The organism is Aquiflexum sp. TKW24L (assembly GCF_023502205.1).
Classification (GTDB): Bacteria; Bacteroidota; Bacteroidia; order Cytophagales; family Cyclobacteriaceae; genus Cognataquiflexum.
In genome coordinates this window covers 1-24,423 of sequence record NZ_JAMFLG010000036.1, presented here as the reverse complement: position 1 = coordinate 24,423, position 24,423 = coordinate 1, and the positions used below count along the sequence as shown (strand labels likewise).

General features: G+C 41.4%; 21 protein-coding genes. 15 read left to right on the top strand and 6 right to left on the bottom strand.

Annotated features, from left to right (window positions below; translation table 11 throughout):
- Window positions 1-168: 168 nt before the first annotated feature.
- The 7 genes from M3O96_RS18110 (at window position 169) to M3O96_RS18080 (ending at window position 8,433) form a co-directional block, all read left to right on the top strand.
- Window positions 169-1,242 carry a sensor histidine kinase gene (locus M3O96_RS18110; RefSeq protein WP_249722876.1) on the top strand — a complete coding sequence of 358 codons (1,074 nt, stop codon included), beginning with the start codon at window positions 169-171 and terminating at the stop codon, window positions 1,240-1,242.
- Window positions 1,239-1,979: a LytR/AlgR family response regulator transcription factor gene (locus M3O96_RS18105; RefSeq protein ID WP_249722875.1), complete on the top strand. Its 741-nt coding sequence runs from the start codon at window positions 1,239-1,241 to the stop codon at window positions 1,977-1,979. Before M3O96_RS18110 ends, M3O96_RS18105 begins: the two co-directional genes overlap by 4 nt.
- Before the next feature lie 492 nt (window positions 1,980-2,471).
- Window positions 2,472-2,948 (top strand): nucleoside deaminase, encoded by a 477-nt coding sequence (locus M3O96_RS18100; RefSeq protein ID WP_249722874.1) that lies wholly within the window; start codon window positions 2,472-2,474, stop codon window positions 2,946-2,948.
- A gap of 137 nt (window positions 2,949-3,085) precedes the next feature.
- Entirely contained in the window at window positions 3,086-4,348 is a 1,263-nt protein-coding gene (locus M3O96_RS18095) for an NAD(P)/FAD-dependent oxidoreductase (RefSeq protein WP_249722872.1), read from the top strand.
- Between the two features lie 131 nt (window positions 4,349-4,479).
- The gene (locus M3O96_RS18090; RefSeq protein ID WP_249722870.1) at window positions 4,480-6,897 is read left to right on the top strand and encodes a TonB-dependent receptor plug domain-containing protein; all 2,418 of its coding nucleotides are present in this window, start codon (window positions 4,480-4,482) and stop codon (window positions 6,895-6,897) included.
- A 72-nt stretch (window positions 6,898-6,969) separates the two neighbouring features.
- Entirely contained in the window at window positions 6,970-7,389 is a 420-nt protein-coding gene (locus tag M3O96_RS18085) for a DsrE family protein (protein ID WP_249722868.1), read from the top strand.
- A 216-nt stretch (window positions 7,390-7,605) separates the two neighbouring features.
- Window positions 7,606-8,433, top strand: a complete 828-nt coding sequence (locus M3O96_RS18080; RefSeq protein ID WP_249722866.1) for a ZIP family metal transporter — start codon at window positions 7,606-7,608, stop codon at window positions 8,431-8,433.
- A gap of 63 nt (window positions 8,434-8,496) precedes the next feature.
- On the opposite strand, the gene M3O96_RS18075 is transcribed toward M3O96_RS18080, so the two are convergent.
- Window positions 8,497-8,829 (bottom strand): hypothetical protein, encoded by a 333-nt coding sequence (locus M3O96_RS18075; protein ID WP_249722864.1) that lies wholly within the window; start codon window positions 8,827-8,829, stop codon window positions 8,497-8,499.
- A 26-nt stretch (window positions 8,830-8,855) separates the two neighbouring features.
- On the bottom strand, window positions 8,856-10,142 hold the full coding sequence (locus tag M3O96_RS18070) for a PQQ-dependent sugar dehydrogenase (protein WP_249722862.1): 1,287 nt from the start codon (window positions 10,140-10,142) through the stop codon (window positions 8,856-8,858).
- Between the two features lie 376 nt (window positions 10,143-10,518).
- Here M3O96_RS18070 and M3O96_RS18065 point away from each other — a divergent pair, with 376 nt between their 5' ends.
- The 4 genes from M3O96_RS18065 (at window position 10,519) to M3O96_RS18045 (ending at window position 16,120) form a co-directional block, all read left to right on the top strand.
- Window positions 10,519-11,799, top strand: coding sequence for a mandelate racemase/muconate lactonizing enzyme family protein (locus M3O96_RS18065; RefSeq protein ID WP_249722860.1), 1,281 nt, complete (start codon window positions 10,519-10,521; stop codon window positions 11,797-11,799).
- 656 nt (window positions 11,800-12,455) lie between these two features.
- On the top strand, window positions 12,456-13,229 hold the full coding sequence (locus M3O96_RS18055; RefSeq protein ID WP_249722858.1) for an N-formylglutamate amidohydrolase: 774 nt from the start codon (window positions 12,456-12,458) through the stop codon (window positions 13,227-13,229).
- A gap of 1 nt (window position 13,230) precedes the next feature.
- On the top strand, window positions 13,231-15,066 hold the full coding sequence (locus M3O96_RS18050) for a peptidase MATCAP family protein (protein WP_249722857.1): 1,836 nt from the start codon (window positions 13,231-13,233) through the stop codon (window positions 15,064-15,066).
- A gap of 13 nt (window positions 15,067-15,079) precedes the next feature.
- Window positions 15,080-16,120 carry a glutathione synthetase gene (locus M3O96_RS18045; RefSeq protein ID WP_249722855.1) on the top strand — a complete coding sequence of 347 codons (1,041 nt, stop codon included), beginning with the start codon at window positions 15,080-15,082 and terminating at the stop codon, window positions 16,118-16,120.
- Between the two features lie 338 nt (window positions 16,121-16,458).
- Here the strand turns inward: M3O96_RS18045 and M3O96_RS18040 are convergent, their stop codons facing one another.
- Complete coding sequence (locus tag M3O96_RS18040; protein WP_249722853.1) at window positions 16,459-17,061, bottom strand: DUF4142 domain-containing protein; 603 nt, start codon at window positions 17,059-17,061, stop codon at window positions 16,459-16,461.
- 396 nt (window positions 17,062-17,457) lie between these two features.
- On the opposite strand from M3O96_RS18040, the gene M3O96_RS18035 reads away from it, so the two are divergent.
- Complete coding sequence (locus M3O96_RS18035) at window positions 17,458-17,976, top strand: YciE/YciF ferroxidase family protein (protein WP_249722851.1); 519 nt, start codon at window positions 17,458-17,460, stop codon at window positions 17,974-17,976.
- Between the two features lie 117 nt (window positions 17,977-18,093).
- Here M3O96_RS18035 and M3O96_RS18030 read toward each other — a convergent pair whose 3' ends face one another.
- Window positions 18,094-19,086, bottom strand: a complete 993-nt coding sequence (locus M3O96_RS18030; RefSeq protein WP_249722849.1) for a glycosyltransferase — start codon at window positions 19,084-19,086, stop codon at window positions 18,094-18,096.
- A 588-nt stretch (window positions 19,087-19,674) separates the two neighbouring features.
- Here M3O96_RS18030 and M3O96_RS18025 point away from each other — a divergent pair.
- Window positions 19,675-19,938 (top strand): hypothetical protein, encoded by a 264-nt coding sequence (locus M3O96_RS18025; RefSeq protein WP_249722847.1) that lies wholly within the window; start codon window positions 19,675-19,677, stop codon window positions 19,936-19,938.
- Window positions 19,939-20,049: 111 nt separating this feature from the next.
- Here M3O96_RS18025 and M3O96_RS18020 read toward each other — a convergent pair whose 3' ends face one another.
- Window positions 20,050-21,348, bottom strand: coding sequence for a cation:proton antiporter (locus tag M3O96_RS18020; protein ID WP_249722845.1), 1,299 nt, complete (start codon window positions 21,346-21,348; stop codon window positions 20,050-20,052).
- A 412-nt stretch (window positions 21,349-21,760) separates the two neighbouring features.
- Between M3O96_RS18020 and M3O96_RS18015 the strand changes: the two genes are divergently transcribed.
- Window positions 21,761-22,087 carry a hypothetical protein gene (locus M3O96_RS18015; protein WP_249722843.1) on the top strand — a complete coding sequence of 109 codons (327 nt, stop codon included), beginning with the start codon at window positions 21,761-21,763 and terminating at the stop codon, window positions 22,085-22,087.
- Window positions 22,088-22,340: 253 nt separating this feature from the next.
- Here M3O96_RS18015 and M3O96_RS18010 read toward each other — a convergent pair whose 3' ends face one another.
- Window positions 22,341-23,414: a Gfo/Idh/MocA family protein gene (locus tag M3O96_RS18010; RefSeq protein WP_249722841.1), complete on the bottom strand. Its 1,074-nt coding sequence runs from the start codon at window positions 23,412-23,414 to the stop codon at window positions 22,341-22,343.
- Window positions 23,415-23,613: 199 nt separating this feature from the next.
- On the opposite strand from M3O96_RS18010, the gene M3O96_RS18005 reads away from it, so the two are divergent.
- Window positions 23,614-24,081: a hypothetical protein gene (locus tag M3O96_RS18005; protein ID WP_249722839.1), complete on the top strand. Its 468-nt coding sequence runs from the start codon at window positions 23,614-23,616 to the stop codon at window positions 24,079-24,081.
- Window positions 24,082-24,423 lie beyond the last annotated feature (342 nt).

Sequence of the window (24,423 nt, the reverse complement as noted above, 5' to 3'; positions counted from 1 at the left end):
ATCGACAAAAGGGAAAGAATACCTGATGAAGTCATATTTGGGGATTTTTCGGGACCTTAACCCTGAAATATTCCATTTCGTCGACCAAATCGCCTGATTGGTAGATTGTTGTGGTTTTACCGCCCAACTTTCTCTTAGTTTACGGGATATTTACAAATAATCACTAATATGCCTGGAATGACCTTCAAGAAAAATTTACCTCTGCTCATACATATTTTGGGTTGGAGTTTTTTTGGTTCAGTCATTTTTTTGATCTCACCTTTAGCTGCGGGTGTAGAGCGTCCCGATGAATTCTGGATCAAGCAAGGTTTGATGTTTGCCATTCTGGTGGCTACATTTTATTTCAATTTCTTTTACCTGATTCCAAAGCTTTTGTTTGAAAACAAAACTTCGCTTTTTGTTGGACTCAACATGCTCGGGGGAATTGTTTATGTCGCAATTTTTATATTATATGACGATTGGACCAATATGTCGGAACTGATGCATAAGGCCTTTAGACCTGACGTACCATACAAACCTAGGGGAAGAAATTACTCCTATGACATGTTTAATTTCTTAATCTTTATTTTGGCAGTAGGGATCAGCACCAGTATAGCTGTAGTGCAAAAATGGCAGTCAGATGAAAAGGTCAGGCTTGAATTACAACAGCAACAAATCAATTCTGAGCTTTCCTACCTCAAAGCCCAGATCAATCCCCATTTCTTTTTCAATACCTTGAATAATATCTATGCACTTACCAACATCGATGTGGAAAAGGCAAAGACAGCATTGTTAAAGTTGAGTAGGATGATGCGGTATGTTCTCTATGAAACTGAAAAAAACCAGACCCTTTTGACCAAGGAAAATGAGTTTATCAAGGATTTTATTGAATTGATGAAACTGAGGCTTACAGGCAAAGTAAAATTGGATCTTCAGATTCCTGAAAAAATCGAAGAAGCGGAAATCGCCCCAATGCTTCTTTTGCCCTTTATAGAAAACTGCTTCAAGCATGGCATCAGTTCACAAAAAGAAAGCAATATTCTTATTTCACTTTCAAGAGAGAAAAACTACCTTGTATTGCATACTGAAAACACGATATTCAAATCAACAGAAAATACGCCTGAAGGAAGTGCAAGCGGGATTGGGATGACCAATACCATCAGAAGACTAGATCTTCTCTATCCGGGTAAATATACATTGGACATTGACCAAGAAAACGCTGAAAACCAGTTTAGGATTACATTGAAACTCAACCTCTCATGACCATCAATTGCATTGCGGTAGACGATGAACCATTGGCTTTGGAGTTGGTTGCCAAATTCATAGAACAGACTTCATTTCTAAGCCTGCAATCCAAATTTGACAACGCCATACAGGCATTGGGTTATGTGAATCAAAATGAGGTAGACTTGATTTTTTTAGATATCCAGATGCCTGACCTTTCGGGAATGGAATTGGCAAGGATTCTTGATGGGAAAAAGGCCTCCAAAAAACCAAAAATCATATTCACGACCGCTTACAACCAATTTGCGGTGGAAGGATATAAAGTAGATGCTTTGGATTATCTTCTCAAACCTTTCAGTTATGAGGATTTTTTGAAAGCCGCTACCAAAGCCTACCAGTTTTTTGAAAATCAGAATAAAAATTCCGTAGTAAAGGTCGAGACGGAAAAACAGGTAGATTATATATTTCTCAAGATCGAATACCAACTCGTTAAAGTGATGCTCAAAGACATCACCTACATAGAAGCCTATAAAGACTATGTGAAGGTCCACCTCAAGGACAAACCCAATCCCCTTCTGTCCCTGACAAGTATGAAAAGCATGGAGGATTTATTGCCTGAAGATACTTTTATGAGGGTTCACCGCTCCTTCATCATCAACCTCGACCATATTGAATCGGTATCGAGGAATGTGGTTCAAATCGGTAACTCTCAAATTATCGTCAGCGAAAATTACAAAGATACCTTTTTGGAGTTTTTGAATAAATGGATTGGGTGAGGGGATGGTTATTGGGTTAATGGTTATTTGGTTGTAATTGTTGTAGTGGTTGTAATTGTTGTAGTGGTTGTAATTGTTGTCAGGTTGTCATTGTTATCGAGTCCAGGCATCGGGAAATAGGAGCAATGGTTAATTGGTTATTGGGTTAATTGGTTATTTGGTTAACTGATACCAGGTCGAAGTCGGATCCTTAATTTCCTATTGTTATATCTTGATACTTGATACTTGGTACTTCATACATGGTACTTGATACTTTATCCTCAAAACCAAACCACTGCCAACTGCTACTCCATGTCTCGTCTCTCGGATCTCGCTTCTTGATACTTGATACTTAGTACTTGATACTTGGTTAATGGTTATTTGGTTAACTGATCTCAAGACGTAAACCAAATCACTGCACACTGCGACTGCCATCTGCGACTCCAAATCTCGGCTCTCGTTTCTCGTTTCTCGGTTCTTACTTCTTGATAATTAGTACTTAAAAAAATCCCCATGGAAAAAATCCACCAAAAATACATGAAAATGGCCATTGACTTGTCCCGTTCGGGGATGATCCAGGGGAAAGGCGGTCCATTTGGCTGTGTTATCGTAAAAGACGGAAAGGTAGTAGGCCAAGGCTGTAACTCCGTCCTCGATACCAAAGATCCGACAGCCCACGCCGAAATCGTCGCTATCCGGGATGCCTGCAAAAACCTCGGGAGTTTCCAATTGGAAGGGTGTGACCTTTACACTTCCTGTGAACCCTGCCCCATGTGCTTGGGCGCTATCTATTGGGCGAGACCTGAGAGGGTGTTTTTTGCCAATACCAAAAAGGATGCAGCCGCAGTGGGATTTGATGACCAGTTTATCTATGAGGAATTGGAGTTGCCTTTGAATGAAAGGAAAATTCCTTTTTCCCAACTTTCTAAGGAAGCCGCCAAAAAGGTTTTCAAGGAATGGGAATTGCTTGACAACAAATCATTGTATTAAAAATCCCTACCCTTTACCAAACCAAATTCGGTTTTTGATTATTTTAATTTTTTTAGAACATGGAATAAATGTGATTAAAATCACTGTTTCCATTTTTTCAGAATACTACTTTTATCGTATACAAAACCAAAATATCCATGGGCCACTATCAGATATTGATCATAGGAGGAGGCACTGCCGGCATTACAGTTGCTGCACAACTCAGAAATAAAGATAAAAATCTTCAAATAGCCATTCTTGAACCTTCTGAAAAACACTATTACCAGCCTGCCTGGACTTTGGTGGGTGCCGGAACCTACAAGTTTGAGGACACAGAGCGGTCAGAAGCTAGGTATATCCCAAAAGGTGTCACTTGGATCAAAGACAAAGCCACCGATCTGAACCCCGAAAAAAATACCGTAAAAACAGTAAAGTCAGGTGATTTGACTTATGATTTTTTGGTGTTGGCTCCAGGTCTGATCATGGCTCCAGAATTGCTCCCGGGGCTTTCAGAAGTGATGGACAAAGGAGTAGTGTGTAGCAATTATACCAATCCAAACCATACTTGGGAAGTATTGAAGAATTTCAAAGGTGGCAATGCGATTTTTACCCAACCTACCACTCCCATCAAATGTGGGGGAGCGCCACAGAAAATCATGTACCTCGCTGAGGAATATTTCAGAAAATCCGGAGTGAGGGACAAAACCAATGTGGTCTTTGCCACTCCCGGGACAGTAATCTTTGGAGTTCCAGATTTTGCAAAGACATTGAACAAAATCATCATTGACAGGGATATCATTCTCAAAACATTCTATGCCCCGGTCAAAATAGACGGAGCAAAGCAGGAAATCACCTTCAGGTATACCCATGAGAATTTCGCTCAATGTGCGCAGTCCTTAGTAGATAAGGTTGGCGAACAGGTTACAGGAGAATCTGATATTACCATTAAATATGACATGCTGCACATTGCTCCACCGCAGCAGGCACCGGATTTTGTGAGAAACTCTCCCGTATCTATGAAAGAAGGACCTAGCAAAGGTTGGGTAGATGTAGACATCAATACGCTTCAGCACCTGAGATTCCCCAATGTCTTTTCCTTAGGTGATGTAGCTGCATTGCCGACAGCCAAAACAGGTGCAGCCGTGAGAAAGCAAGCTCCTGTCGTCGTAGGAAATTTGCTTCACCTGATGAAAACCAAAAAGGTTGGCGAATTGAAATATGAGGGCTATTCTTCCTGCCCTTTGGTGACGGGTTATAGCAAAATGGTTTTGGCAGAATTCAAATATGACAACGTCAGAGACAGTGACCCGCTTATCTCTAGATTTGTGGATACCTCAAAAGAGCAATACAGTATGTGGCTCCTCAAAAAATACGTGCTCCCAAGAATGTATTGGGACATGATGCTACGAGGAAGAGCCTGATTAGGATGGCCCGGAGAGACACCGGGCCATCTTTATTTATAAGGAGGCATCTCTCCTTGACGGTCATTCACATAAAATCCCCTTCTTATTTTTCAAAAGTTCTCTAACTTCCCGAGCGAATTTTTAAAAGAATGCTCAGGACAGGGTTGTTGATTTTGATTTTATTTCAGTTGGGCACAATTGCCTTTGGACAGATTCTAACCATCAGGGAGTCGGGTTCAGAGATGGGGTTGGAATTTGTCACTATTTCCTCCCCAAAATCCAAACTGATGGTCCAATCCAATGAGCAGGGGGAGGCCAATATAAGCTTCTTCAAAGGTCAGGAAAAAATAGACATCAGGCTTTTTGGTTATATTCCTATTACCCGAAGCTATAGCCAACTTGAAAATAGTGGTTTTCAGGTTTACCTCACTCCTTCTGAAATCACCCTTCAGCAAGCAGTTGTCTCGGCTACCCGATGGAGCCAATCACGTCAGGAAATTCCTGCAAGGATTACAAGCATCACCACAGAAGAAAGAAATCTCCTCAATCCCCAAACCGCAGCAGACTTGTTGGCCATCTCAGGTGAAGTTTTTGTCCAAAAGAGCCAACAGGGAGGTGGAAGCCCCATGATCAGAGGATTTTCGACCAACAGGTTGCTCTACACCATAGATGGAGTGAGAATGAATACAGCCATTTTTAGAAGTGGCAACCTCCACAATGTCATCTCCTTAGATCCATTTGCCACCGAAAGTACAGAGGTGTTTTTTGGGCCGGGATCGATCATCTATGGCAGCGATGCGATCGGTGCCGTGATGAGTTTTCAGACCCTTCAGGCCCAACTTTCAAACTCTGAAAAAACAAATCTTTCGGGAAATGTCACCCTCCGAACAAGCACCGCCAATAAGGAAAAAACGGGACATGTTCACTTAAAATATGGAAAAAAAAAATGGGCAGGAGTAAGCAGTTTCAGCAACCATAATTTTGGAGACCTTAAGATGGGAAGCCGCGGTCCGGAGGAGTTCTTAAGGCCAACTTATGTGGTTACCCAAAACAACCAAGACCTTTTGGTTAAAAATCCCAATCCAACTATCCAGGTTCCTTCAGATTACAGCCAACTCAACCTGATGCAGAAAATCAGGTTTTCTCCCAATGAAAAATGGGATTTTCAATACGGCTTCCATTATTCAGAAACTTCCACTTTTTCGAGGTATGACAGGTTGATACGCTTAAGGCCAAACGGTCAGCCAAGCAGTGCCGAGTGGAAATATGGGCCGCAGTCTTGGATGATGAACCACCTCAAGATTTCCCATACCTCTGATTCAAAAGCCTTTGATCAGGTGACTTTAAATCTTGCCATTCAAAAATTTGAAGAAAGTAGGATCGACAGGAATTTCAACGATCCAATTCGCCGAACGAGAACCGAGGATGTCGTGGCCTATTCCGCCAACCTAGATTTTTTGAAAGCATTCCCAAAAAACGCCAAGCTTTTTTATGGCCTTGAGCTAGTCCAAAATGACGTCCTATCCATCGGATCAGATGAGAACATCAATACTGGGGAAATTTCTGTGGGTCCTGCTAGATATCCTGATGCAACATGGAAATCCTATGCTGCCTATGGTACTTACCAAAAGAAAATTTCCTCAAAATCTTTGATCCAGGCTGGGCTGAGGTATAATTACTTTGGACTGAATGCTGACTTCAGCAATAACCTGGATTTTTATCCCTTCCCCTTTGAGCAAAGTGAAAATAGGGAGGGAGCGCTCACCGCAAGTACTGGTTGGGTGTATACACCGGCATCTAACTGGACAGTTCATCTCAATGCCTCCACCGGATTCCGATCACCGAATGTGGATGATATTGGGAAAGTTTTTGACTCCGAACCGGGTACCGTCATGGTACCAAATCCTAATCTTCTGGCAGAATATGCTTATAATTTGGAGGCAAACGTAGGAAAGGTTTTTGGGGATTGGATGATGATAGACCTTACCGCTTACTACACCTATCTGGACAATGCACTCGTCAGGCGGGACTTTACCCTCAACGGTCAGGACAGCATCATTTATGATGGGGAATTGAGCAAAGTGTTGGCATTACAAAATGCTGCATTTGTGAGAATCATCGGGCTTCAGGCTGCTTTAGAAATCAAATTGCCGATGCACCTGACTTTTTCCTCAAGATTAAACATTCAAAAAGGAACGGAGGAAATGGATAACCGAAGTCAAAGCCCCTCACGCCATGCTCCTCCTACCTTTGGGGTGAGCAGGTTAGAATTCAAAAAAGAAAAATTGACAGTGCAGGTATTTTCCGAATATTCAGGAGGATTTTCGTTTGAACAACTTCCGCTTGAAGAAAGAGGAAAACCTGAATTGTATGCCATCGATGCCAATGGAAATCCATATAGTCCTTCTTGGGTAACGTTGAACCTAAAAGGAATGTATCAAGCACATAAGCATTTGACCTTCAGCACGGGATTTGAAAATATTACTGATGTCAGGTTTAGGACTTACAGTTCAGGAATTGCTGCCCCCGGTAGGAATTTTATCTTGAGTTTGATGGTAAATTTTTGAATATTTAAAAGCTTGACGTGACTCAACTCACTTATTTACATCCACCAAATCGGTAACTTAACAGAAAAAAATATGCGCACTTCCTTCACTTTACTCTTATTGGTATTGTTTACTGTATCCGCTTCGGCGCAGGTAGTATCCACCGCAGAACATAAAATCCTCTACCAACTGACGGATGGTGAACAGGAGGTCCACAAAAAATTTATCCGTCAACTCAACAATGTGTTGACCGCAGCTCCTAATGCCAAAATCGAAGTGGTCACACATGGTATGGGGATAGATTTACTCCGCAAGACTGACAATCCTTTCGAAATGGACTTACAAAAATTAACAGATAAAGGAGTGGTATTTGTTATCTGCGAAAATACCCTAAAACAAAGGGAAATGAAGAAAGAGCAGTTTCTGCCACTGGCGGGATTCGTCCCTGCCGCCATCCTCGAACTTGTTATGAAGCAGGAAGCTGGCTGGATTTATATCAAGGCGGGGGGATAAGAGAGAAGGCAATATCAAGGTCAATTAGTCCTCAGTCCATAGTCCACAGACGACAGCAGGCTCAGCCGAACTTCAGTCCGGGTTTTAATGATTGGACCCATTCAGAAAATAATGTGTACCAAGGTTTAATTATCGGGGAGAAATGATTCTTTACTGCCTTTTTCTTTTTTTGATAATATTCGGGAAACTTGGATAATTTTGTGGAAATCACATCAAATGATCGAATCCATTGAAATTTTCGCAGTTGAAATCGGCCCGGTCAAAGCCGCTTTGCTTGCGACTTTATTTACCTGGTTTTTGACTGCTCTGGGAGCATCGCTAGTCTTTTTTTTCAAGACCATCAACAGGGCTGTTTTTGATACCATGCTCGGATTTACGGGAGGTGTCATGATTGCGGCGAGTTTTTGGTCACTGTTGGCACCGAGCATCAAGCATTCTGAAAAAATGTTTCCTACCATGCCTTGGCTACCGGCTGCCGTAGGATTTCTTTTAGGCGGATTATTCATATTCGGATTGGACAAACTCATGCCCCACCTTCATATCAATTTCAAAAAAGAAGAAACTGAGGGTGTAGCTACCAAATGGCACAGGTCTACCCTATTGCTGTTGGCAATCACCCTTCACAATATCCCTGAAGGGCTCGCTGTGGGCATCCTGTTTGGCGCAGCTGCCAACGGTATGGAAGGGGCTAGTATCTCTGCCGCAGTGGCTTTGGCCATCGGTATCGGCATCCAAAATTTCCCGGAAGGATTGGCGGTCGCGGCACCCCTGAGAAGACAGGGAGTGAGTAGAAGAAAAAGCTTTTGGTACGGACAATTATCCGCAGTCGTTGAACCTATTGCAGGCGTCTTGGGTGCGGTGGCCGTCATTCACATGCAGAACGTGTTGCCTTATGCACTTTCCTTTGCTGCGGGTGCAATGATTTATGTAGTAGTCGAAGAAGTTATTCCCGAGACCCAACGAGACAAATACACAGATTTAGCTGTTCTCGGGTTTATGTTGGGATTTACCGTCATGATGATATTGGATGTGGCTTTGGGGTAAGACTATAGATAATTACACTATAGACCTACCTAAAATTCGTTTAGCCTTATCCTAAATCAAACCTTATTCCCTTTCAAGCTCTTCGTTATCATCACTGCCAAGACTGTAATGGTTGTTTTCCTCGTCCTCATTACCTGTTAATTCTTGCGCATCATCAAGTTCACGACCGGGGATATCAAGATCCTCTCCTGCAAAATCTACCGGTCGCTTGCGACTCAACAATTCCTCATCCTCACCACCATCCATGCTCAGGTCCTTTGGACCTAGTGCCTGTCTGTCCTCTGCGGTAAGGTCATATTCGGTGGTGGAATCTTGGTCTTGTACGTCATCAAGACCTTCCTGATTCAGTTCTTCTGGTTCCAACTTTAGACTTTTATTCTCATTTTGATTGCTCATGATAAATTGGGTTTGGTTTGAATGTATTAATCTGTACTATTTGACTTACTCACCGCTTTCACTCTCCAAAGAGTATTTCCTGTATCATCATTGACCAAAATCGAGCCGTCAGGCAACACAGCCACACCGGCAGGTCTTCCATATACTTCTGATTTTTCTAAGTTTGCAATGAAGCCAGTCAAAAAATCCTCAGGCGGTCCAGGTTGCCCGTTTTCGAAGGGAACAAAAAGAACCTTGTATCCACTCAAAACTGACTTGTTCCAAGATCCATGTTGTCCAACAAAGGCACCGTTCCGGTATTTTTCGGGGAACACATTATCGTCATAAAAAGCCAGTCCCAATGACGCTGTATGATTCCCTACCGGAACATCCGGTATGATTGCTTTTTCGACCAAATCAGGCCTCTGACCTTCCATGCGGGGATCCTCGATCTGCCCAAAATAGGAATAAGGCCATCCATAAAATCCATCTCTTTTTACACTTGTGATGTAATCAGGCACCAATTTGTCGCCCAATTTATCCCGCTCATTGACTGCGGCCCATAACTCACCCGAATGGGGATTCCATGACATGCCAACAGGATTTCTCAGACCTGACGCAAATACTACTTCTCCACTTCCATCCGGGTTGATTTCTAAGATGCAAGCCCTTCGTATCTCTTCATCCATTCCATATTCGCCATTGTTGCTGGCAGAACCCACGGACACATAGATTTTGGTATTGTCTTCATTTGCAATCAGGTTCCGGGTCCAGTGGTTATTATATCCACCGGCAGGTAAGTCAAGGATTTTTTCACCTACGCTGGTAAGTTTCTTTTGTCCTTGCTGATAAGCATATCTATATACGCCATCGGTATGGGCGATATAAAAAAATTCCCCCAACACCAACATGCCATACGGTTTGTTAAGATCATCTATAAAAATTTCCCTGAACTTATAAGTGCCATCTCCATCTTGATCCTGCATGATGGTAATCCTGTCCGCACTATTTTTGGTATTGCTTTCAACTACAAACAGGTCACCGTTTGGCCCCACATAAGTGATGCGTGGATTATCAAAACCATCTGCAAATCTGGACACAACAAAACCCTCGGGAGCTGTAGGAAGCCCTTCGGTAGGCCAATCAACAAGCTTGCTTTCGTTTCTAACGGACTCCGTAGAGTCAGGTGCAGGAAGAACGAGCGGACCAATAGCTGTTTCAACCGTATCTGCCTCTTGGCGGGAAAATTGAGCATTTTCATCGCTTACGACCCTAGTGGCACAGGATGCAGTGACCATTAAAAGCAGCGACATCGGAATGATAAAATTTTTCATGGATTGAGTATTTTTATTAAAAATATATTTTGGTTCTCTCTGCAAATGAGATTAGGGTAAACAGTTTGGATTACCCCATATTGTTGAAAAGAGGCAACAAATGAACCAAAAAAACCCTATTGCCTTCAAAATGGAGATCGGAACCAATATGATCCAAAAAACAATCTCTGTGCAGTAAGTATGTCACTTACAACAATTCAAGAAAATCCTTTTGCCACATTATGTGGCGAGAATTTCCTGCTTTGTTGCCAAGAATGAAGCGATGCAGTCCTCTACTTTCAAGTAATGGCTATTGTGTTAAAACAGATTGGTAACTCACCCTTCCAATCTTTCTAATAGGAGATACATTTCATCCCGCAATTATTTATATTTAATTATGAACAGAAGAGATTTTATGCAGAAAACTGCCCTGAGTACCGTTGGTCTGATGGGTTTAAATGCTTTGTCACCATTGGGATTAAAGGCTATGGCAAATGCCCCCGATCTTAAGATCACCAAAATCGATATTGTGCGATTTAACAAGAACCTGAGAGTGGCAGGTTCTAACGTGCAGTGGATGTGGGTGCGGCTGCATACAGATGCAGGTATTATCGGGACGGGTGAAACTTATCCGTTCAACGAAGCGAGTTCTTCTGCGATCAAAGACCTTGAATGGCACAGTTGGGCGGGTAAACTTATAGGGACAAATCCGCTGGAAATTGAACAGACTTGGGAACGGATATTCAGACAGAATGCATTTCATGTGACCGGCGGTGCGGAGATGCGGGCACTGTCAGCTATCAATATTGCCCAGTGGGATATTCTCGGGCAGGTAAGTAAACTGCCATTGTATCAATTGCTTGGGGGCTCAAAAAATAAAAAAATAAGGGTCTATAACACCTACACCGATTCGAGAAATATTAACGGTTGGAAACTCGATACCGATATGGAGAAGATCGCCCGGTTTCTCGTGGACCAAGGTATCCCTGCCATCAAATATTGTCCTTTCGATGCAGTAGGATACAAAAATAATGGGGAGTATATATCTCAAAAAGAAATCGATCAATCATTGACCTGGATCAAGCGGGTGCAAGATACGGTGGGGAATGACCTGGAAATAGGTTGCGAATTTCACAGCATTTGGAATCTTCCGAGTGCCATCCGTATCGCCAAGGCACTTGAACCCTATAATGTGATCTTTCTCGAGGACATGCTCCTGCAGGATAATATGCAGGCTTATGTAACACTCAATCAGGAGACTAGCATCCCTTTGGTAGTCAGTGAGCGCCTAGCCACCCGGTTTGGTTTTAGGGAGATGTTTGAGTCCAAAGCAGCAGAAATAGCCATGTATGACCTTACCTGGTGTGGGGGAATATCAGAGGGCAAAAAAATTTCGGATATGGCGAATACCTACTACATCCCAACAATGATGCATACTGCAGGTGGACCGATATTATGGTACGCCTCTACACACTTGGCTGCCGCAATCACCAATCTGTACTTTGTAGAAAGCGTCTATCCTTACTGGAAAGAGCGTGATTCCTACTTCTTTGAAAACTCGCCTCAGGTCAAAAATGGTATGGTCACCCCACCCGACCTGCCGGGCCTTGGGCTTCAGTTTATGCCGGGATTATTTGAAAGCAAGGATGTCAACGTAGAAACCATTGCCGGAAAATAAAGGCGCTTCATTACGCCTCCGTTTGATTTTAAGCTTTGATGTCACCTTTTCGTTGGCTGCGCTGGCCTTTAGGAAAATGGAATATTATTTTGACGGAAGCAGAAATTGCCAGACCCTCAAGTTGGATCAAGTTTGTAACCACACCTAATTGAAAAAAATCACCATCAATAACTGTTCGAATTCCTAAATAAAATGAAAGGCATCAATAAAAATAACTCCCTCAGTAAGGAACTAGGATTCCCCTCCAACACGGTGAAAACACGGTATAAACACGGTCAAAGTATAGGGGAGCTAGTACTGAGAGGTAAAGGAAGGTATACTTTGATATAACGGAGCTATGGCTAAATTCACAATTTGAACCAAGTTTGTAGGTAGCCTTGGTGGCGTTATTTTTTACGTGATGAACGGGGCCGAAGTATCTTCGATTAAGTTCGTATCAAAACTTGTCCAAGAAGTTCTGAAGTTTTCTTTATGAGTTTTCTTTATTTTCTCAGGCCACTTTTTAGGCTACTGAAAGCAATATGGGCCCATATCAAATTGAATTTACCCTCTTTGGGTAGACGATAGTTTGCTGACATGGCAGTGTTAAGTCTAATTTTTAATTCAATGTCGCATAAGGCATGGTTTTGGCAGTTTCAGAAAAAAATCAATACCTGATGACTCATTACTTTACTTTTATTAAAGGGGTTTCACCATTGGTCATGACTGCCATCCATGAAGGGCATGCTGTCAGGGAGGAACTGAGAGCTTTATTTTCACTTGATGAGCAAGGAAGGCTAAGGGAAGAAGACCCCTTTACCGGAACGTGGGCCAACAAATGGGATAACCGGATCATCGTGAACCATTCCAGATTCGAGGTCGATGTAAATCGGCCAAGGGAAAAAGCAGTATACCAAGTTCCTGATGATGCCTGGGGTTTGGAAGTATGGAAAAAGCCATTGTCACCTGACGATTTGGAAAGGTCATTCCAGGTTTATGACGATTTTTACTCCGCCGCCAAAAAGTATTTTGATGAGCTATTTTCTACACACGACAAGATCATTGTATTTGATATCCACAGCTATAACCACCAAAGGGAAGGAATAATCGCAGACCCCTCTGCAAATCCTGATGTCAACTTGGGAACTGACAATATGAATCGGGAAGTATGGCAGCCGGTCTTGAATAGTTTGATGGTAAGTTTTAGAGCTTTTGACTATGGTGGCCGCAACTTGGACGTGAGGGAAAATATTAAATTTAAAGGAGGGTACTTTGGTAAATGGCTATTTGAGCAATATGGGGATGACATTTGCCCTATCAGTATTGAATTCAAAAAAATATTTATGGATGAACTTACCGGTAAGGGTTTTGAAAATGACATCCGCTTAATTTCCGAAATTGTTTATTCGTCTACTTACCTGGTTTTAGAAACGTTAAAAAAAACACTTTAGAATGACAGATAAAATTGATCCCACCCAGATTGCCTCGATTTGTGAATCCTTCGAAAAAGGGGAGTTTATCTCCGTAGATTTACCAAATGGGGGCAAATTGGTGATCGATCAAAAGCTGCCATTTATCTGCGTATATCGCTTTATAGATACCCCGGAGTTTTATCTCGCTTCTCTTGTAAGGACCCAAGGGGCTTTTCTGATCGTAAGGGCGGACTTGGATGTCAAGAACTTGTTGAAGAGATTGATAGAAGTTGCAATCACGGATTTCAAAACTTTTATGATCCTCGAAATCTGGAACAATGATAATCCTGAAAGTTCACAGCATATTGAGATTTGTTATCCGGGAAAGAAAACTACAGCCACGGTTGATGCTTTAGAAAAAGGATTTTCGGAATTCAAGCGCCATCTACCCGGACTTCAGATTATATTAAAAGAATCTGCCCACCGTCATCCGGAGACTTTTGGTCCAATGATCGCGCTGGATTTTCTCAAAAAAACGGGGACCTTACTTTTGGGAATAGCCTTTCCCACCATTTTCAGAGACATAGAAAACAGGCTCGAATTCCCTATTTTTTACAGGCAGATGAGTAGAAAATTTGCAGGGGTGATCAAGCTAGCAGCTTATGAATTTGTAAGGGTACAGTCGGACAACAAATTTGAACATTACCTCAGCCTTGGAAAAACTCGGCTGGATAGTCTGACACGTTCAGCTGATAAGGAGATTTCCCAAATCAGCGAAAAGCTGGATTTTATCCTTCGGGTTACACCAGTTAACAGTACAGAGGAATGGAAAAAATTTAGAGACAACAAGTTTACCAAACCTCCGAATTTTACCTATCGCCTGATATCTCTGGATCCTGAGATTGAAAAGAGGAAGCTTTTTAATATCAGTTTGGAAAATGTAGATCACCCCACATTGGCTTTTTTATTGAGAGATAAGCGCCTGGAATTAGAAAAGCAGCTGATCATGCTGGAGGAAAGGGGAACAAAGAAATTTCTACATACCAGCCGGAGTGTTTTTGGGGAAGTTAATGAGGTAGTTAGAAACTGTGCCATTTCATTATTGAACAATGGTCTCGCAAATGAACAACCCGAGAACAAAACGGTAAATGCCGTCGATTTTGCACAGTATGCTGATCAGGAACTGGATAAATACCGGCCCTTTTTTCCGCATTTGAATCTCAGGGTAAAAATAAAGGACAACGTAAATGGCTTGATCGTATCGGGTCCAGAATTGTCAATAGGAAAAAATCTAACTATCAGTGCTTCTAGAATGGAAGCTTTGATCCAGCATGAGGTAGGAACACACCTTTTGACCTATTGCAATGGTCATCTCCAACCCCTTGGATTGATGTATTCCGGGTTTGCGGGATATGAGCAAACCCAAGAAGGCCTGGCTGTACTTTCGGAATATTTAGTTGGTGGATTGGATATCAACAGGCTCAAAGTTTTGGCTGCCAGAGTCATGGCAGTGGACTCCTTGATACAAGGGGCAGATTTCATTGAGACGTTTAACCTTCTTTTGAAAGAATATGGATTTAAACCCAAAACGGCATTCATGGTCAGTATGAGGGTTCACCGTGGGGGTGGTTATACCAAAGATTCCATTTACCTCAAAGGGCTGATCCAAGTCCTCGATTTTATTCAAAAAGGCGGTGACCTTTCCTTATTATTTGGAGGGAAATTTGCACTCGAACATTTACCCTTGATTGAGGAACTTACCCATGTCAGGATCTTAAAAAAACCCATGCTTCCCTCCTACCTAGACTCTGAGGAATCAAAGTTGAGATTGGAAAGAATTAAGGCCGGCATGTCATTGGATAACCTAACCACATAAACCCAGAAACCAAATGAAGATCGCATTTATCGTCAATGACATTTTTACCGAAAAAGCTGTTTACACAACCATTTACCTTGCTTTTGCAGCACATAAAAGAGGCCATACTGTCTATATAGCCGGAGTGGGTGATATTGGGTACGCGGCTGACGGACATATGATTGTAAAATCAAGGTCCATTGGAGAACAGAGTTTCAAAACAAGCGAGACTTTTCTCAAAGCCCTACTGAATGCAGAACCTTTGGTTATCAGTTCGCAGCATCTCGATGTGTTGTTTTTAAGGAATGATCCTTCAGAAGATCTCAACCGCCGCAACTGGGCGCAATCTGCGCCATATATTTTTAGTCAGATTGCAATCCGTGATGGCGTTCTTGTCCTTAATCATCCAGAAAGTCTTTCAAATGCCGTCAACAAAATGTATTTCCAGCATTATCCCGAAATCCTACGCCCCAGAACTATAATAACCAGAGACCCGGTAGAAATTGAGCAATTTTATATTCAACAAAAACAAAAGATAATCTTGAAACCATTGCAGGGCTCAGGTGGAAAAAATGTATTTGTGGTGGATAAAAATTCCAAAGCCAATATGAATCAGATCATTGAGGCAATTTCTCTTGATGGATTTGTGATAGCGCAAGAGTATTTGCAGGAAGCAAAAAATGGGGATACAAGGTTCTTCTTAATGAACGGCGTGCCTTTGGAAGTCAAGGGGAAATATGCGGCATTGAAAAGGACCAATAAAGAAGGTGATATCAGGAGCAACCTGCATGCGGGAGGTAAAGGGGACCTTGCAGAAGTTGACCAGGAAATGATTGACCTGGTGAAGATTTTGAAACCTAAATTGATCCAAGACGGAATGTTTTTGGTCGGTGTCGATATCGTGGGCAACAAGATGATGGAGATCAATGTCTTCAGCCCGGGGACTTTGAACTTAATCTCTGCGCTATCTGAGGTAGATTTTGGAGGTGCTGTGATCCAATCAATCGAGTATAAGGTGCATCTAAAAAGCATCTACGGAAAGGATGTCAGCAATATCCATCTAGCGGTGTTGTAGAATGGATAAGTTTGGGTTAAGGATTTGAGTTTATGCTTATTCTCTTCATTGACAGTAGCCTTATATTCTACACCAATATTGACGGAAGTCGGAAGTCCGATTTACAGTGCAATCCTGTCTTTCGGCATAAATAGTAATAATGGAAAATCAATTTACTGGCATGTTTGCTTAAATACAATTTTGAGTTGATTAAATGCTAACAGTATATTTCCCAAAAAAAAACAGGAATGAAAACCGGATATTTTTTATCCAATCTTCATTCCTGCTTCTGCTTTCACCCCAAGAAAACTTATGTCTCGTGGTGATGTAAAAAATTGATCTAGTGGTTTATTTGATTTTTATTTTTTAACACCCTCTTTTGTGGCTTCGGCGAGTTGAAGATGGCTTCTCAAGGTAGCAAGCGTCTGGTTTGCATAGCTTCTGATTTCAGGATCTTCAGCATTTTCGGCGGCGTTCTCATAAAGCTTGATGGCATCCTCATGGTTTTTTACAGAGTTTTCACTGTAATCCTTAGCAAAATCTTCTCCTGTTTCCTCATTAAGGTCTTCAATAGTGCCTCTGGTATTCTCAGTTTCTGTGTTAGGTATGACAATGTTTTTGGAGGAAGCCAAAGCCTTCAGTGCGGTCAAAGACTTAGAATGCTCAGCCTCCATCTTCTTACCGAGATCTTTTACAGCTGGAGAAGTCCCTTTCTGCTGCGCCAATTTACCAAGACTGACTTCCTCAAGGTGGATCTCGGCAGCATCGACTAGATATTGATCATCATTTTTGGTTTGGATGATGGCCATGTTGTTTTGGTCGTTGTCCAACCTGTCTTCGTTCATTTCTTCAGCGATTTCCTTTGAACCCTGGGTCTTGTTTTCCGAACAAGCTACTAACATTGCTACAGCCCCGATAGCGAGGGGAAGCATCATAGATTTAATTTTCAAAAGATTTTTCATAAATAAAGTTGGTTTAGTTTAAATAGAACGATGTTATTTCCTTTAGAAACACATGATAGTATTTTTTGAAATATAATAATCAACTCCCCAAATTTCGGGATTTTGGAGGGGATATGGGTTATAGAATTAGGTATTATGTTTACTAAATTTCAAGGTGAAAAATCATGCCCTCATTCCAAATCTTACTGTTTAGAATGAGTTACATGTCAATTTGGATTGGGGTAAAAAAGTAACAGTGTTATAATAAATCTTCCCTTTTTAAGCCATCGATCTTCGCTAATTCAGGTTTTGCCATGTTACTGAGACGATAAGTTTGTTTTGGCAGGAAGGTTGAACCTTCACTGATATTCTAAATGATTAGAATTTTAAAATTTTACTAAACCAAATAAAACCATTATGGCAAAGCAAACCACAGAAATGAAGGAATCAAAATTCCACCAACTTTTCTTAAAAGAACTTAAGGATATCTATTGGGCGGAAAAGCATTTATTAAAAGCATTGCCGAAAATGAGCAAAGCAGCTACTTCTCCAAAGCTAACCGAAGCATTGGAAGCTCACCTGGAGGAAACCAAAAATCAGGTGACCCGTCTTGAGTCCGTATTTGAACTGCTTGATGAGAAAGCACAGGCCAAAAAATGCGATGCCATGGAAGGGTTGATTTCCGAGGCTGAAGACATCCTGTCTGACACCAAAGAGGATTCTATGGTAAGAGATGCCGGGATTATCATTGCCTCCCAAAAAGTTGAACACTACGAGATTGCTTCTTATGGTTCGTTGGTAGCAATGGCAAAAAAGATGGGACATGATGAGGCTGCAAAACTCCTTGAGCAAACGCTCGAAGAAGAAAAAAAGGCCGACCAACTATTGTCTAAAATTGCCGAGAAGGAAGTGAATGAAAAAGCTTACCAAGAATAAGGGAAGAACCACCGACTGATAAAAAAGATGGGATTTGATTCCATCTTTTTTTTTGTTTGTTTCAGATAAGAATCCGGAAGACGGCTTCAATCATTTGAAGAAAACAAACACTGAAAATTAACCTTTGACATTCTCTTTTAAAATTGCTTTCATCTTGTTTACCGTTCGATCCCAAGATGTTTTGTTGAGAATGGCATCATACAGGTACACTTTTGGGGTAATTTCTTTGCTCAGGATTTTTTGGATGTCGGAAGCGAATTCACTTGAACTGCTGATCAGACGAATACAACCTGAATAGTCTCTTTCTACATCACTGACTTTGGTCGAAATGATTGGCTTGCCTGCTGCCATATATTCCAAGGTGATGGTGGGACTGACATATTTTGTCGACCCATTGAGCGCAAATGGCATCATGGCGATGTCAAAAGACTTCAGAAAATGGGGCAGCTCTGAATAAGGTTTGATCCCCAAATAATGGATGTTTGGCAGTTTTGGAAGATCTTCATCACGGATTTTGACTACAGGACCAACAAAAACAAAAGAATATTCAGGGAGAAATCTTGCTGTTTCCTCAATCAACTGCATGTCGATCCGCTCATCCAAAATCCCAAAAAATCCTATAATGGGAGTTGTGATGGAAAGTAAATCCTCAGGAATGCCAATGGTATTGGTGGCAATTGAAAAGTGCTCCATATCCACAGAACAGGGAAAGCAGAAAACATTGTTATGTAATGGAAATTTGGCTTCAAAAAGAGATTTCCCCCCTGTAAATACGACTGAGGATTTTTTGAGCAACAGCAATTCTTGGTCGTTCAGTTCAGGAGAAGATCCATTGAACAGGGGGAGTTCATCCATGCAATCGTACACCACGGTTGAAAAATTAAATTCCTCCAAAACCCCACAAAATGATGGTGAATAAAACCATGCTATAGGTTCTGCCTCTTTTCCTATGATACCTGAGAGAACCTGAGAAAGTTCTTTGAGGTCGGTAATATTGGGTTGTAATACATGCAGGTTGTTGTTTATGACTTTAATAGAATTGCTTTTTTCCGCTTTTGGAAGTGGTTCTTCAATAAAAAGAATCTTGAAATCATGGGCCATTCTGCTCATAATTTGTTGTGGCCGGTGATAAACGAAGTCCCACCTGAAATGGCAAAAAACGATTATGTCATAAACCTCCTTAGAGGTATTTCCTTGAAATGAAGAATTTGATGTTTGGGTTTTTGGAGGACCCTTTATTTTCAAACGATTTAATTTCTGTGGTTTGGTTAATGGCATTTTGAGCTTATTAAAATGGTCAGAATATCAATCAGGAAGTATTGATTTGCTGAAAATTAAAAAGTCGCTTCTGTTAATACTTTCCAATAAATCAGTGTGCAATAAATATAGTTACATGAAATTTTCTTGGCTTATACTTAGAATGGAAAGTGTTACAAGATTGATATATTTGAAAAAAAATGCTAAAAGAGGTAAGAGTCAGAGTGAATGCAGAAAGGTTACACTGTGTATATTATTTGCCTCTAGAAAAATCTCTAAAACGCTGATAAAAATGGTTTAAAAGGTTAATAATAGGGTACTTTAGGTGATTTTTCTTCCATTCCCTAATCGGGTCCATATTGGAATGAATGTTGAAGATTCTGTGATACCCCGAATACGATATTTGGGTTCAAATGAATTCTAACCAAAATTATTATTACCATGACAAACCACGAAAGAGAAAACCCCCAACACAGAGAAGGAGAAGTTGCGAAAGCCATTGAGAACCAAACTGCAAAAATCCCTTCTGACGTATTCCTATGGTCAGCAGTATCAATCATGGCGGTCTCCTTGACGCTTCAACTGTTTAAAAAAGACAACAGCAGTTTGTTTGTAGGCCAATGGGTCTCCCCACTATTGCTTTTTGGGATTTACAACAAAATCGTCAAAACAGAAGGATCTGATAAATCTGATAAAGGTTTTTAATCATCAGTTTTAACATCAAGCAATGTATATCAAAGCATCCCGGCAATTAAGATTGCTGGGATGCTTTTTTTATTCAACACCACATCCTCTTTTAAACCCAACCCAATAAAATTACTTTGTTTTCGCTGATTCGAGTCGCTTCATGATGACCGGAGATAGAACTCCATGGACGACAATAGATAAAAGAATAGTGACCATCATGATATTCAAAACGGAATTTTGCCCTTCAAATTCCTGAATGTTTATCGCGTAGTAGAAATAATAAAGGGAACCTATTCCCCTCAACCCAAGGAAGCTGATGGCGCCGATTTCTTTTTTGGGGAGTCCTGAACCCAAGAGACCTAGCACGCCAGACAGTGGTCTAATCAAAAACACGATTAAAACCGCAATCATCATCTCGGCCATTGTGACTCCTGACAGAAAACCCAGGCCCAAAACGATACCAAACGCCAGAATCATGAAAGCGGTCATGATCCGCTGTGTTTTATCAATAAATCCATGGAGGTGTGTGTGTTGTGAATGATCAGGATCAAACCTCCGCAATGCCAAAGCACCGACAAATACGGCTATAAACCCATATCCTGCCGGCAATTCAGTGACGCCGTAAAGAATGAGTGTCAGTGCCAGTGATGCTAATCCGGATATTGCTCTGGAATGATCACTATATGCAGAAATAGAAAGCAAATGCTTTCCGGCGAGCCTCCCTACAAAATATCCAATGCCAACTCCCACTGCAATTTTGTAAATCACATGGGTAGCTAACCATGACCAAACCACTTCCTGACTGAATCCAGAAGCTGCTATAAAAACGGCTAGATAGGTAAAAGGAAACGCCAATCCGTCATTTAAGCCTGCCTCGGATGTTAGAGAAAATCTCACCTCATCTTCTTCGGTATGTGGTTCTTCTTCTCTTTTGCCGGATTCCTCATCTTTTGCACCTTTATTGGGAGCTGCAACTTGGATATCACTTGCCAAAACCGGGTCAGTCGGTGCCATGACGGCACCCAAAAGCAATGCTGTTGCAGGCACCAATCCTCCAATCCACCATCCTGTAAGCCAAATAAGCAAGATGGTGAGCAGCATGGTGATGCTCAGCAATCTCCAGGGTATCCTCCATGTTTTCCATCCAAATAGCCGGTCAATCTTCAAACCTGCTTCCATCAAGGCAATGATGACGGCGATTTCTGTCACGCTTTCCAAAATTTTAGTCTTGGAATACATAAATCCGGGATCAATGTCTATGGTCAATAATCCTGCGATCACACCTATGCCCAATACTATCATGGGCATGGATACCGGTGAGGAGGAAAGGAATCTGGGAAGGAAAGTGGCAGCAAGGATAGCCAAGCCAACCAAGAGTAACAGTATTTTGTAGGTTGCAAAAAACTCTAGATTTTCTAAAAATTTCATTTTAATTGTGGTTTTGTATTCCGAAGGAGTGTACCTCTTAAAGTTTTGCCCATGCTTACCATACAAATTTTATGCAGGGAATTATTCTTTCGGAAATTGTTGGAATGTTCCTCTTTTTCAACGTGCAGTTTTTCACTGAAAATAGGAATAATAATACAGCCGGTCGAAGTTCGATCACTTACCGAAATGTTACAAAAAATTCCCATGGTGTGGTGATGGGAAGAGATCCCAACGCTCCCTCATCTTTATAGAAAAAAAAACTGTTCTATCATCAATGTCAGTCCTGTTGGGAAATCTAGTGATTCTTGAGGGAAAAAAATCTAGCTGGATGGCCACGAAAATCCATTTATTGCCATTAGTATTTTTGGTCTGAGAATTGACTTCTTGTTGATTCAAACTTAACACAATTGGTATGAAACTGAAATCCGAAAACACTTCTACTCAAATCACAAGTAGTGTAAAGAACATTTGCTCTACAAATACAGGGATAGTCAAAGTGCCTGCACCGGGCATGTATTTTCCATCATTTTGGCGTTCATGGATTATTCCAATAAGCCTACTTTATCCGGGACCTGATAGAGAATTTCCCGACAATCAACCGAAGCCGGAATGGAAAGAAGAAAAGGAGATATCTTTTCCTGAAAGAGAAAATGAAGAAATTTCAGATCCAGGAAAAAAAGAAGATGATCAGGAGTTTCCCATAAAAGAGGATGCTGAGGAAATTAATCCCAATAGGTAATTGGATGAAATTCGTCATCCTGCTAAAACAATATCTTGTTCCTAGATTAAATTGCTTTTACTCCTTTAAAAAAATTATGAGTATCCGCAATGTTGCACGTTGGGCTTGAGGAGAAGATAACTATTCTAATTCAGTTCTGAGGACTTAATTTCCCGGTACATCGGTCTTCGGTCTTCCGTCCTTACTGAAGAAGAATATGGGTTTACTGGCAAAGAAGCGGATAACCATAAAAAAATGAATGAGTTAATCACTTTCAAAGGTTCAACATAACTTTTTGACCTGTTTTTACTGCTTTATATATTCCGTCGATTATTTTCATATCCTTGACGCCTTCTTCCCCGTCAACCGGAATCGTCGGCTTTATCCCATCCAAAATAATCATGGCCATCTGGTCCATCTGCGTGGTTTGGTGGGAATCATGACCCATTTCAAGTTTACCATTGTGGGTCCAGGCTTGGATGGGGTAGTAACCTGTAGCAGGCTGCATTTCAGCGAATCCTTTTTCACCTAGAAGAAAAAATTTATCCAAAAAATTTGCCGCATAGGTGGATAAACATGAAGCAACTGCTCCGCTTGGAAAGCCCATTTGGAAAGTTATGGATTCGTCCACCCTTTCTTTAAACATCTCCGGATCGGTTTTCATCTCCTGGGCTGTGACCCACACCGGCTCCTCTCCTACCATATACCGTGAACCATTGATCGCATAGATCCCCATGTCCATCATTGCTCCTCCACCTGCCGTCTCATAATTGAGCCTATTCTTGGCAGATTCATCGATCTTGAACCCGCATAACCCTTGGAAAAATTTAATTGCTCCAAATTCACTGGCATTCCGCATCCTGATGATTTCCAATGTATTGGCTTCGAAATGCATCCGGTAGCCTATCAGCAGCTTCACTCCCACTTTTTTACAGGCATCGACCATTTCCTGACCTTCTGTTGCATTGATTGCCATTGGTTTTTCACAGATTACATGTTTGCCGGCCGCAGCCACTCTCAAACATTGCCCATGATGCTGGGAATTTGGCGTAATGATATAGACAGCATCTATATCGGGATTATTTTTAACCTCATCAAAATTTTCATACGTGTAGCAGTTCTTTTCAGGTATGCTGTATTTCGATTGCCACTCTTTGATTTTTGAAGGCGATCCACTGATTGCCCCGGCTATTTTAGCCCGTTTGCAATACTTCATTGCATCTGCGATCATGTGGCCATAATTTCCCAAACCCATAATGGCTATATTGAGCACAGGTCCATCTATCACAGGCGGCAATCGGCCCGATTCGCCAGCACTTTTTTGTTCGAAATTTTGGCCTGAGGTCATGATGAATTTAGGTTGGGGTTTTTAGTAATAGTAGATAAGCACATGGCCTCTTGTAAACCGTCATGGAAGCGCCAAACCACTAGTTTCATAATTACAAACCCTCAGCCAAAGGCTTCAATAATTTTTACATTATTCCCATCAAAAATTATTTCGGTCTGACAATTGAACTAAGAGGCTTACAACATCAATAAAACAGACCATGGACATCAACACATCGAATCCGCAAAATCAGCAGCCAATAGGAGCTCCTACCAAAATCAAAGAAGAGAATACCAAAAGCCACTATCGGAGGCGTGGCCTCGCCTTTTTATTTTGTAATCAAGATTTGGATCAAAATATTCAAATTTTTTGTGCTCAGCGCAATAGGAATTCTCAGAACGATACCATTATTCTCGAAAGGGAAGGAATAGTAACCTTAAACCCTTACAAGATCACTTCAGACATTAAAATGAAAGCAAAGAGAGTTATTGGAGAGGAAAATGACCCTCACGAGAATGACCACAAAGAAGAAAGGGAAGCGCTGGAAGATGATGATAACATCATCGTAGATCCGACGACGGAATTGGATGATTCCTATAAACCTGGTCATGCAGACAGGGAAAGCAATCCACCTATCAAAAAGGAGAAACCAAAAAAAGATCCTGAAGAAAACACGGAAACGCATTAATTTAAATGATAGAGAGTGATTTTGATAGCCAATACTGGCCAAATTCACCTCCCTGTCATTTTTTTACAATTTTTTATGTCCGCCACACTGTATCAGATAATCTTCGCAAGCTGCGGTTACCAATGACATAAACTTAAATTGCCCCTCGGCAAGCTCGGGGAACTAGTGTTTTATTGTTTAGGGGCAGGAGAGGAAAAGCGGCACCGCCGCTTTTCCTCTCCTGCCCCTCTCCCAAGAACAACCGCGGTGGCCGATCCCGATCGCTATCGTGGACGAGGCCTATTTATTTCACATTAAATGTCATTACTCTTTCTGAACATTCGAATTAATGTTGGGGACTAG

What these genes read in the sequence shown, in the direction of transcription:
- M3O96_RS18110 (WP_249722876.1), top strand. Translation starts at nt 169, where the DNA reads ATGCCTGGAATGACCTTCAAGAAAAATTTACCTCTGCTCATACATATT.
- M3O96_RS18105 (WP_249722875.1), top strand. Translation starts at nt 1,239, where the DNA reads ATGACCATCAATTGCATTGCGGTAGACGATGAACCATTGGCTTTGGAG.
- M3O96_RS18100 (WP_249722874.1), top strand. Translation starts at nt 2,472, where the DNA reads ATGGAAAAAATCCACCAAAAATACATGAAAATGGCCATTGACTTGTCC.
- M3O96_RS18095 (WP_249722872.1), top strand. Translation starts at nt 3,086, where the DNA reads ATGGGCCACTATCAGATATTGATCATAGGAGGAGGCACTGCCGGCATT.
- M3O96_RS18090 (WP_249722870.1), top strand. Translation starts at nt 4,480, where the DNA reads ATGCTCAGGACAGGGTTGTTGATTTTGATTTTATTTCAGTTGGGCACA.
- M3O96_RS18085 (WP_249722868.1), top strand. Translation starts at nt 6,970, where the DNA reads ATGCGCACTTCCTTCACTTTACTCTTATTGGTATTGTTTACTGTATCC.
- M3O96_RS18080 (WP_249722866.1), top strand. Translation starts at nt 7,606, where the DNA reads ATGATCGAATCCATTGAAATTTTCGCAGTTGAAATCGGCCCGGTCAAA.
- M3O96_RS18075 (WP_249722864.1), bottom strand. Translation starts at nt 8,829, where the DNA reads ATGAGCAATCAAAATGAGAATAAAAGTCTAAAGTTGGAACCAGAAGAA.
- M3O96_RS18070 (WP_249722862.1), bottom strand. Translation starts at nt 10,142, where the DNA reads ATGAAAAATTTTATCATTCCGATGTCGCTGCTTTTAATGGTCACTGCA.
- M3O96_RS18065 (WP_249722860.1), top strand. Translation starts at nt 10,519, where the DNA reads ATGAACAGAAGAGATTTTATGCAGAAAACTGCCCTGAGTACCGTTGGT.
- M3O96_RS18055 (WP_249722858.1), top strand. Translation starts at nt 12,456, where the DNA reads ATGACTCATTACTTTACTTTTATTAAAGGGGTTTCACCATTGGTCATG.
- M3O96_RS18050 (WP_249722857.1), top strand. Translation starts at nt 13,231, where the DNA reads ATGACAGATAAAATTGATCCCACCCAGATTGCCTCGATTTGTGAATCC.
- M3O96_RS18045 (WP_249722855.1), top strand. Translation starts at nt 15,080, where the DNA reads ATGAAGATCGCATTTATCGTCAATGACATTTTTACCGAAAAAGCTGTT.
- M3O96_RS18040 (WP_249722853.1), bottom strand. Translation starts at nt 17,061, where the DNA reads ATGAAAAATCTTTTGAAAATTAAATCTATGATGCTTCCCCTCGCTATC.
- M3O96_RS18035 (WP_249722851.1), top strand. Translation starts at nt 17,458, where the DNA reads ATGGCAAAGCAAACCACAGAAATGAAGGAATCAAAATTCCACCAACTT.
- M3O96_RS18030 (WP_249722849.1), bottom strand. Translation starts at nt 19,086, where the DNA reads ATGAGCAGAATGGCCCATGATTTCAAGATTCTTTTTATTGAAGAACCA.
- M3O96_RS18025 (WP_249722847.1), top strand. Translation starts at nt 19,675, where the DNA reads ATGACAAACCACGAAAGAGAAAACCCCCAACACAGAGAAGGAGAAGTT.
- M3O96_RS18020 (WP_249722845.1), bottom strand. Translation starts at nt 21,348, where the DNA reads ATGAAATTTTTAGAAAATCTAGAGTTTTTTGCAACCTACAAAATACTG.
- M3O96_RS18015 (WP_249722843.1), top strand. Translation starts at nt 21,761, where the DNA reads ATGAAACTGAAATCCGAAAACACTTCTACTCAAATCACAAGTAGTGTA.
- M3O96_RS18010 (WP_249722841.1), bottom strand. Translation starts at nt 23,414, where the DNA reads ATGACCTCAGGCCAAAATTTCGAACAAAAAAGTGCTGGCGAATCGGGC.
- M3O96_RS18005 (WP_249722839.1), top strand. Translation starts at nt 23,614, where the DNA reads ATGGACATCAACACATCGAATCCGCAAAATCAGCAGCCAATAGGAGCT.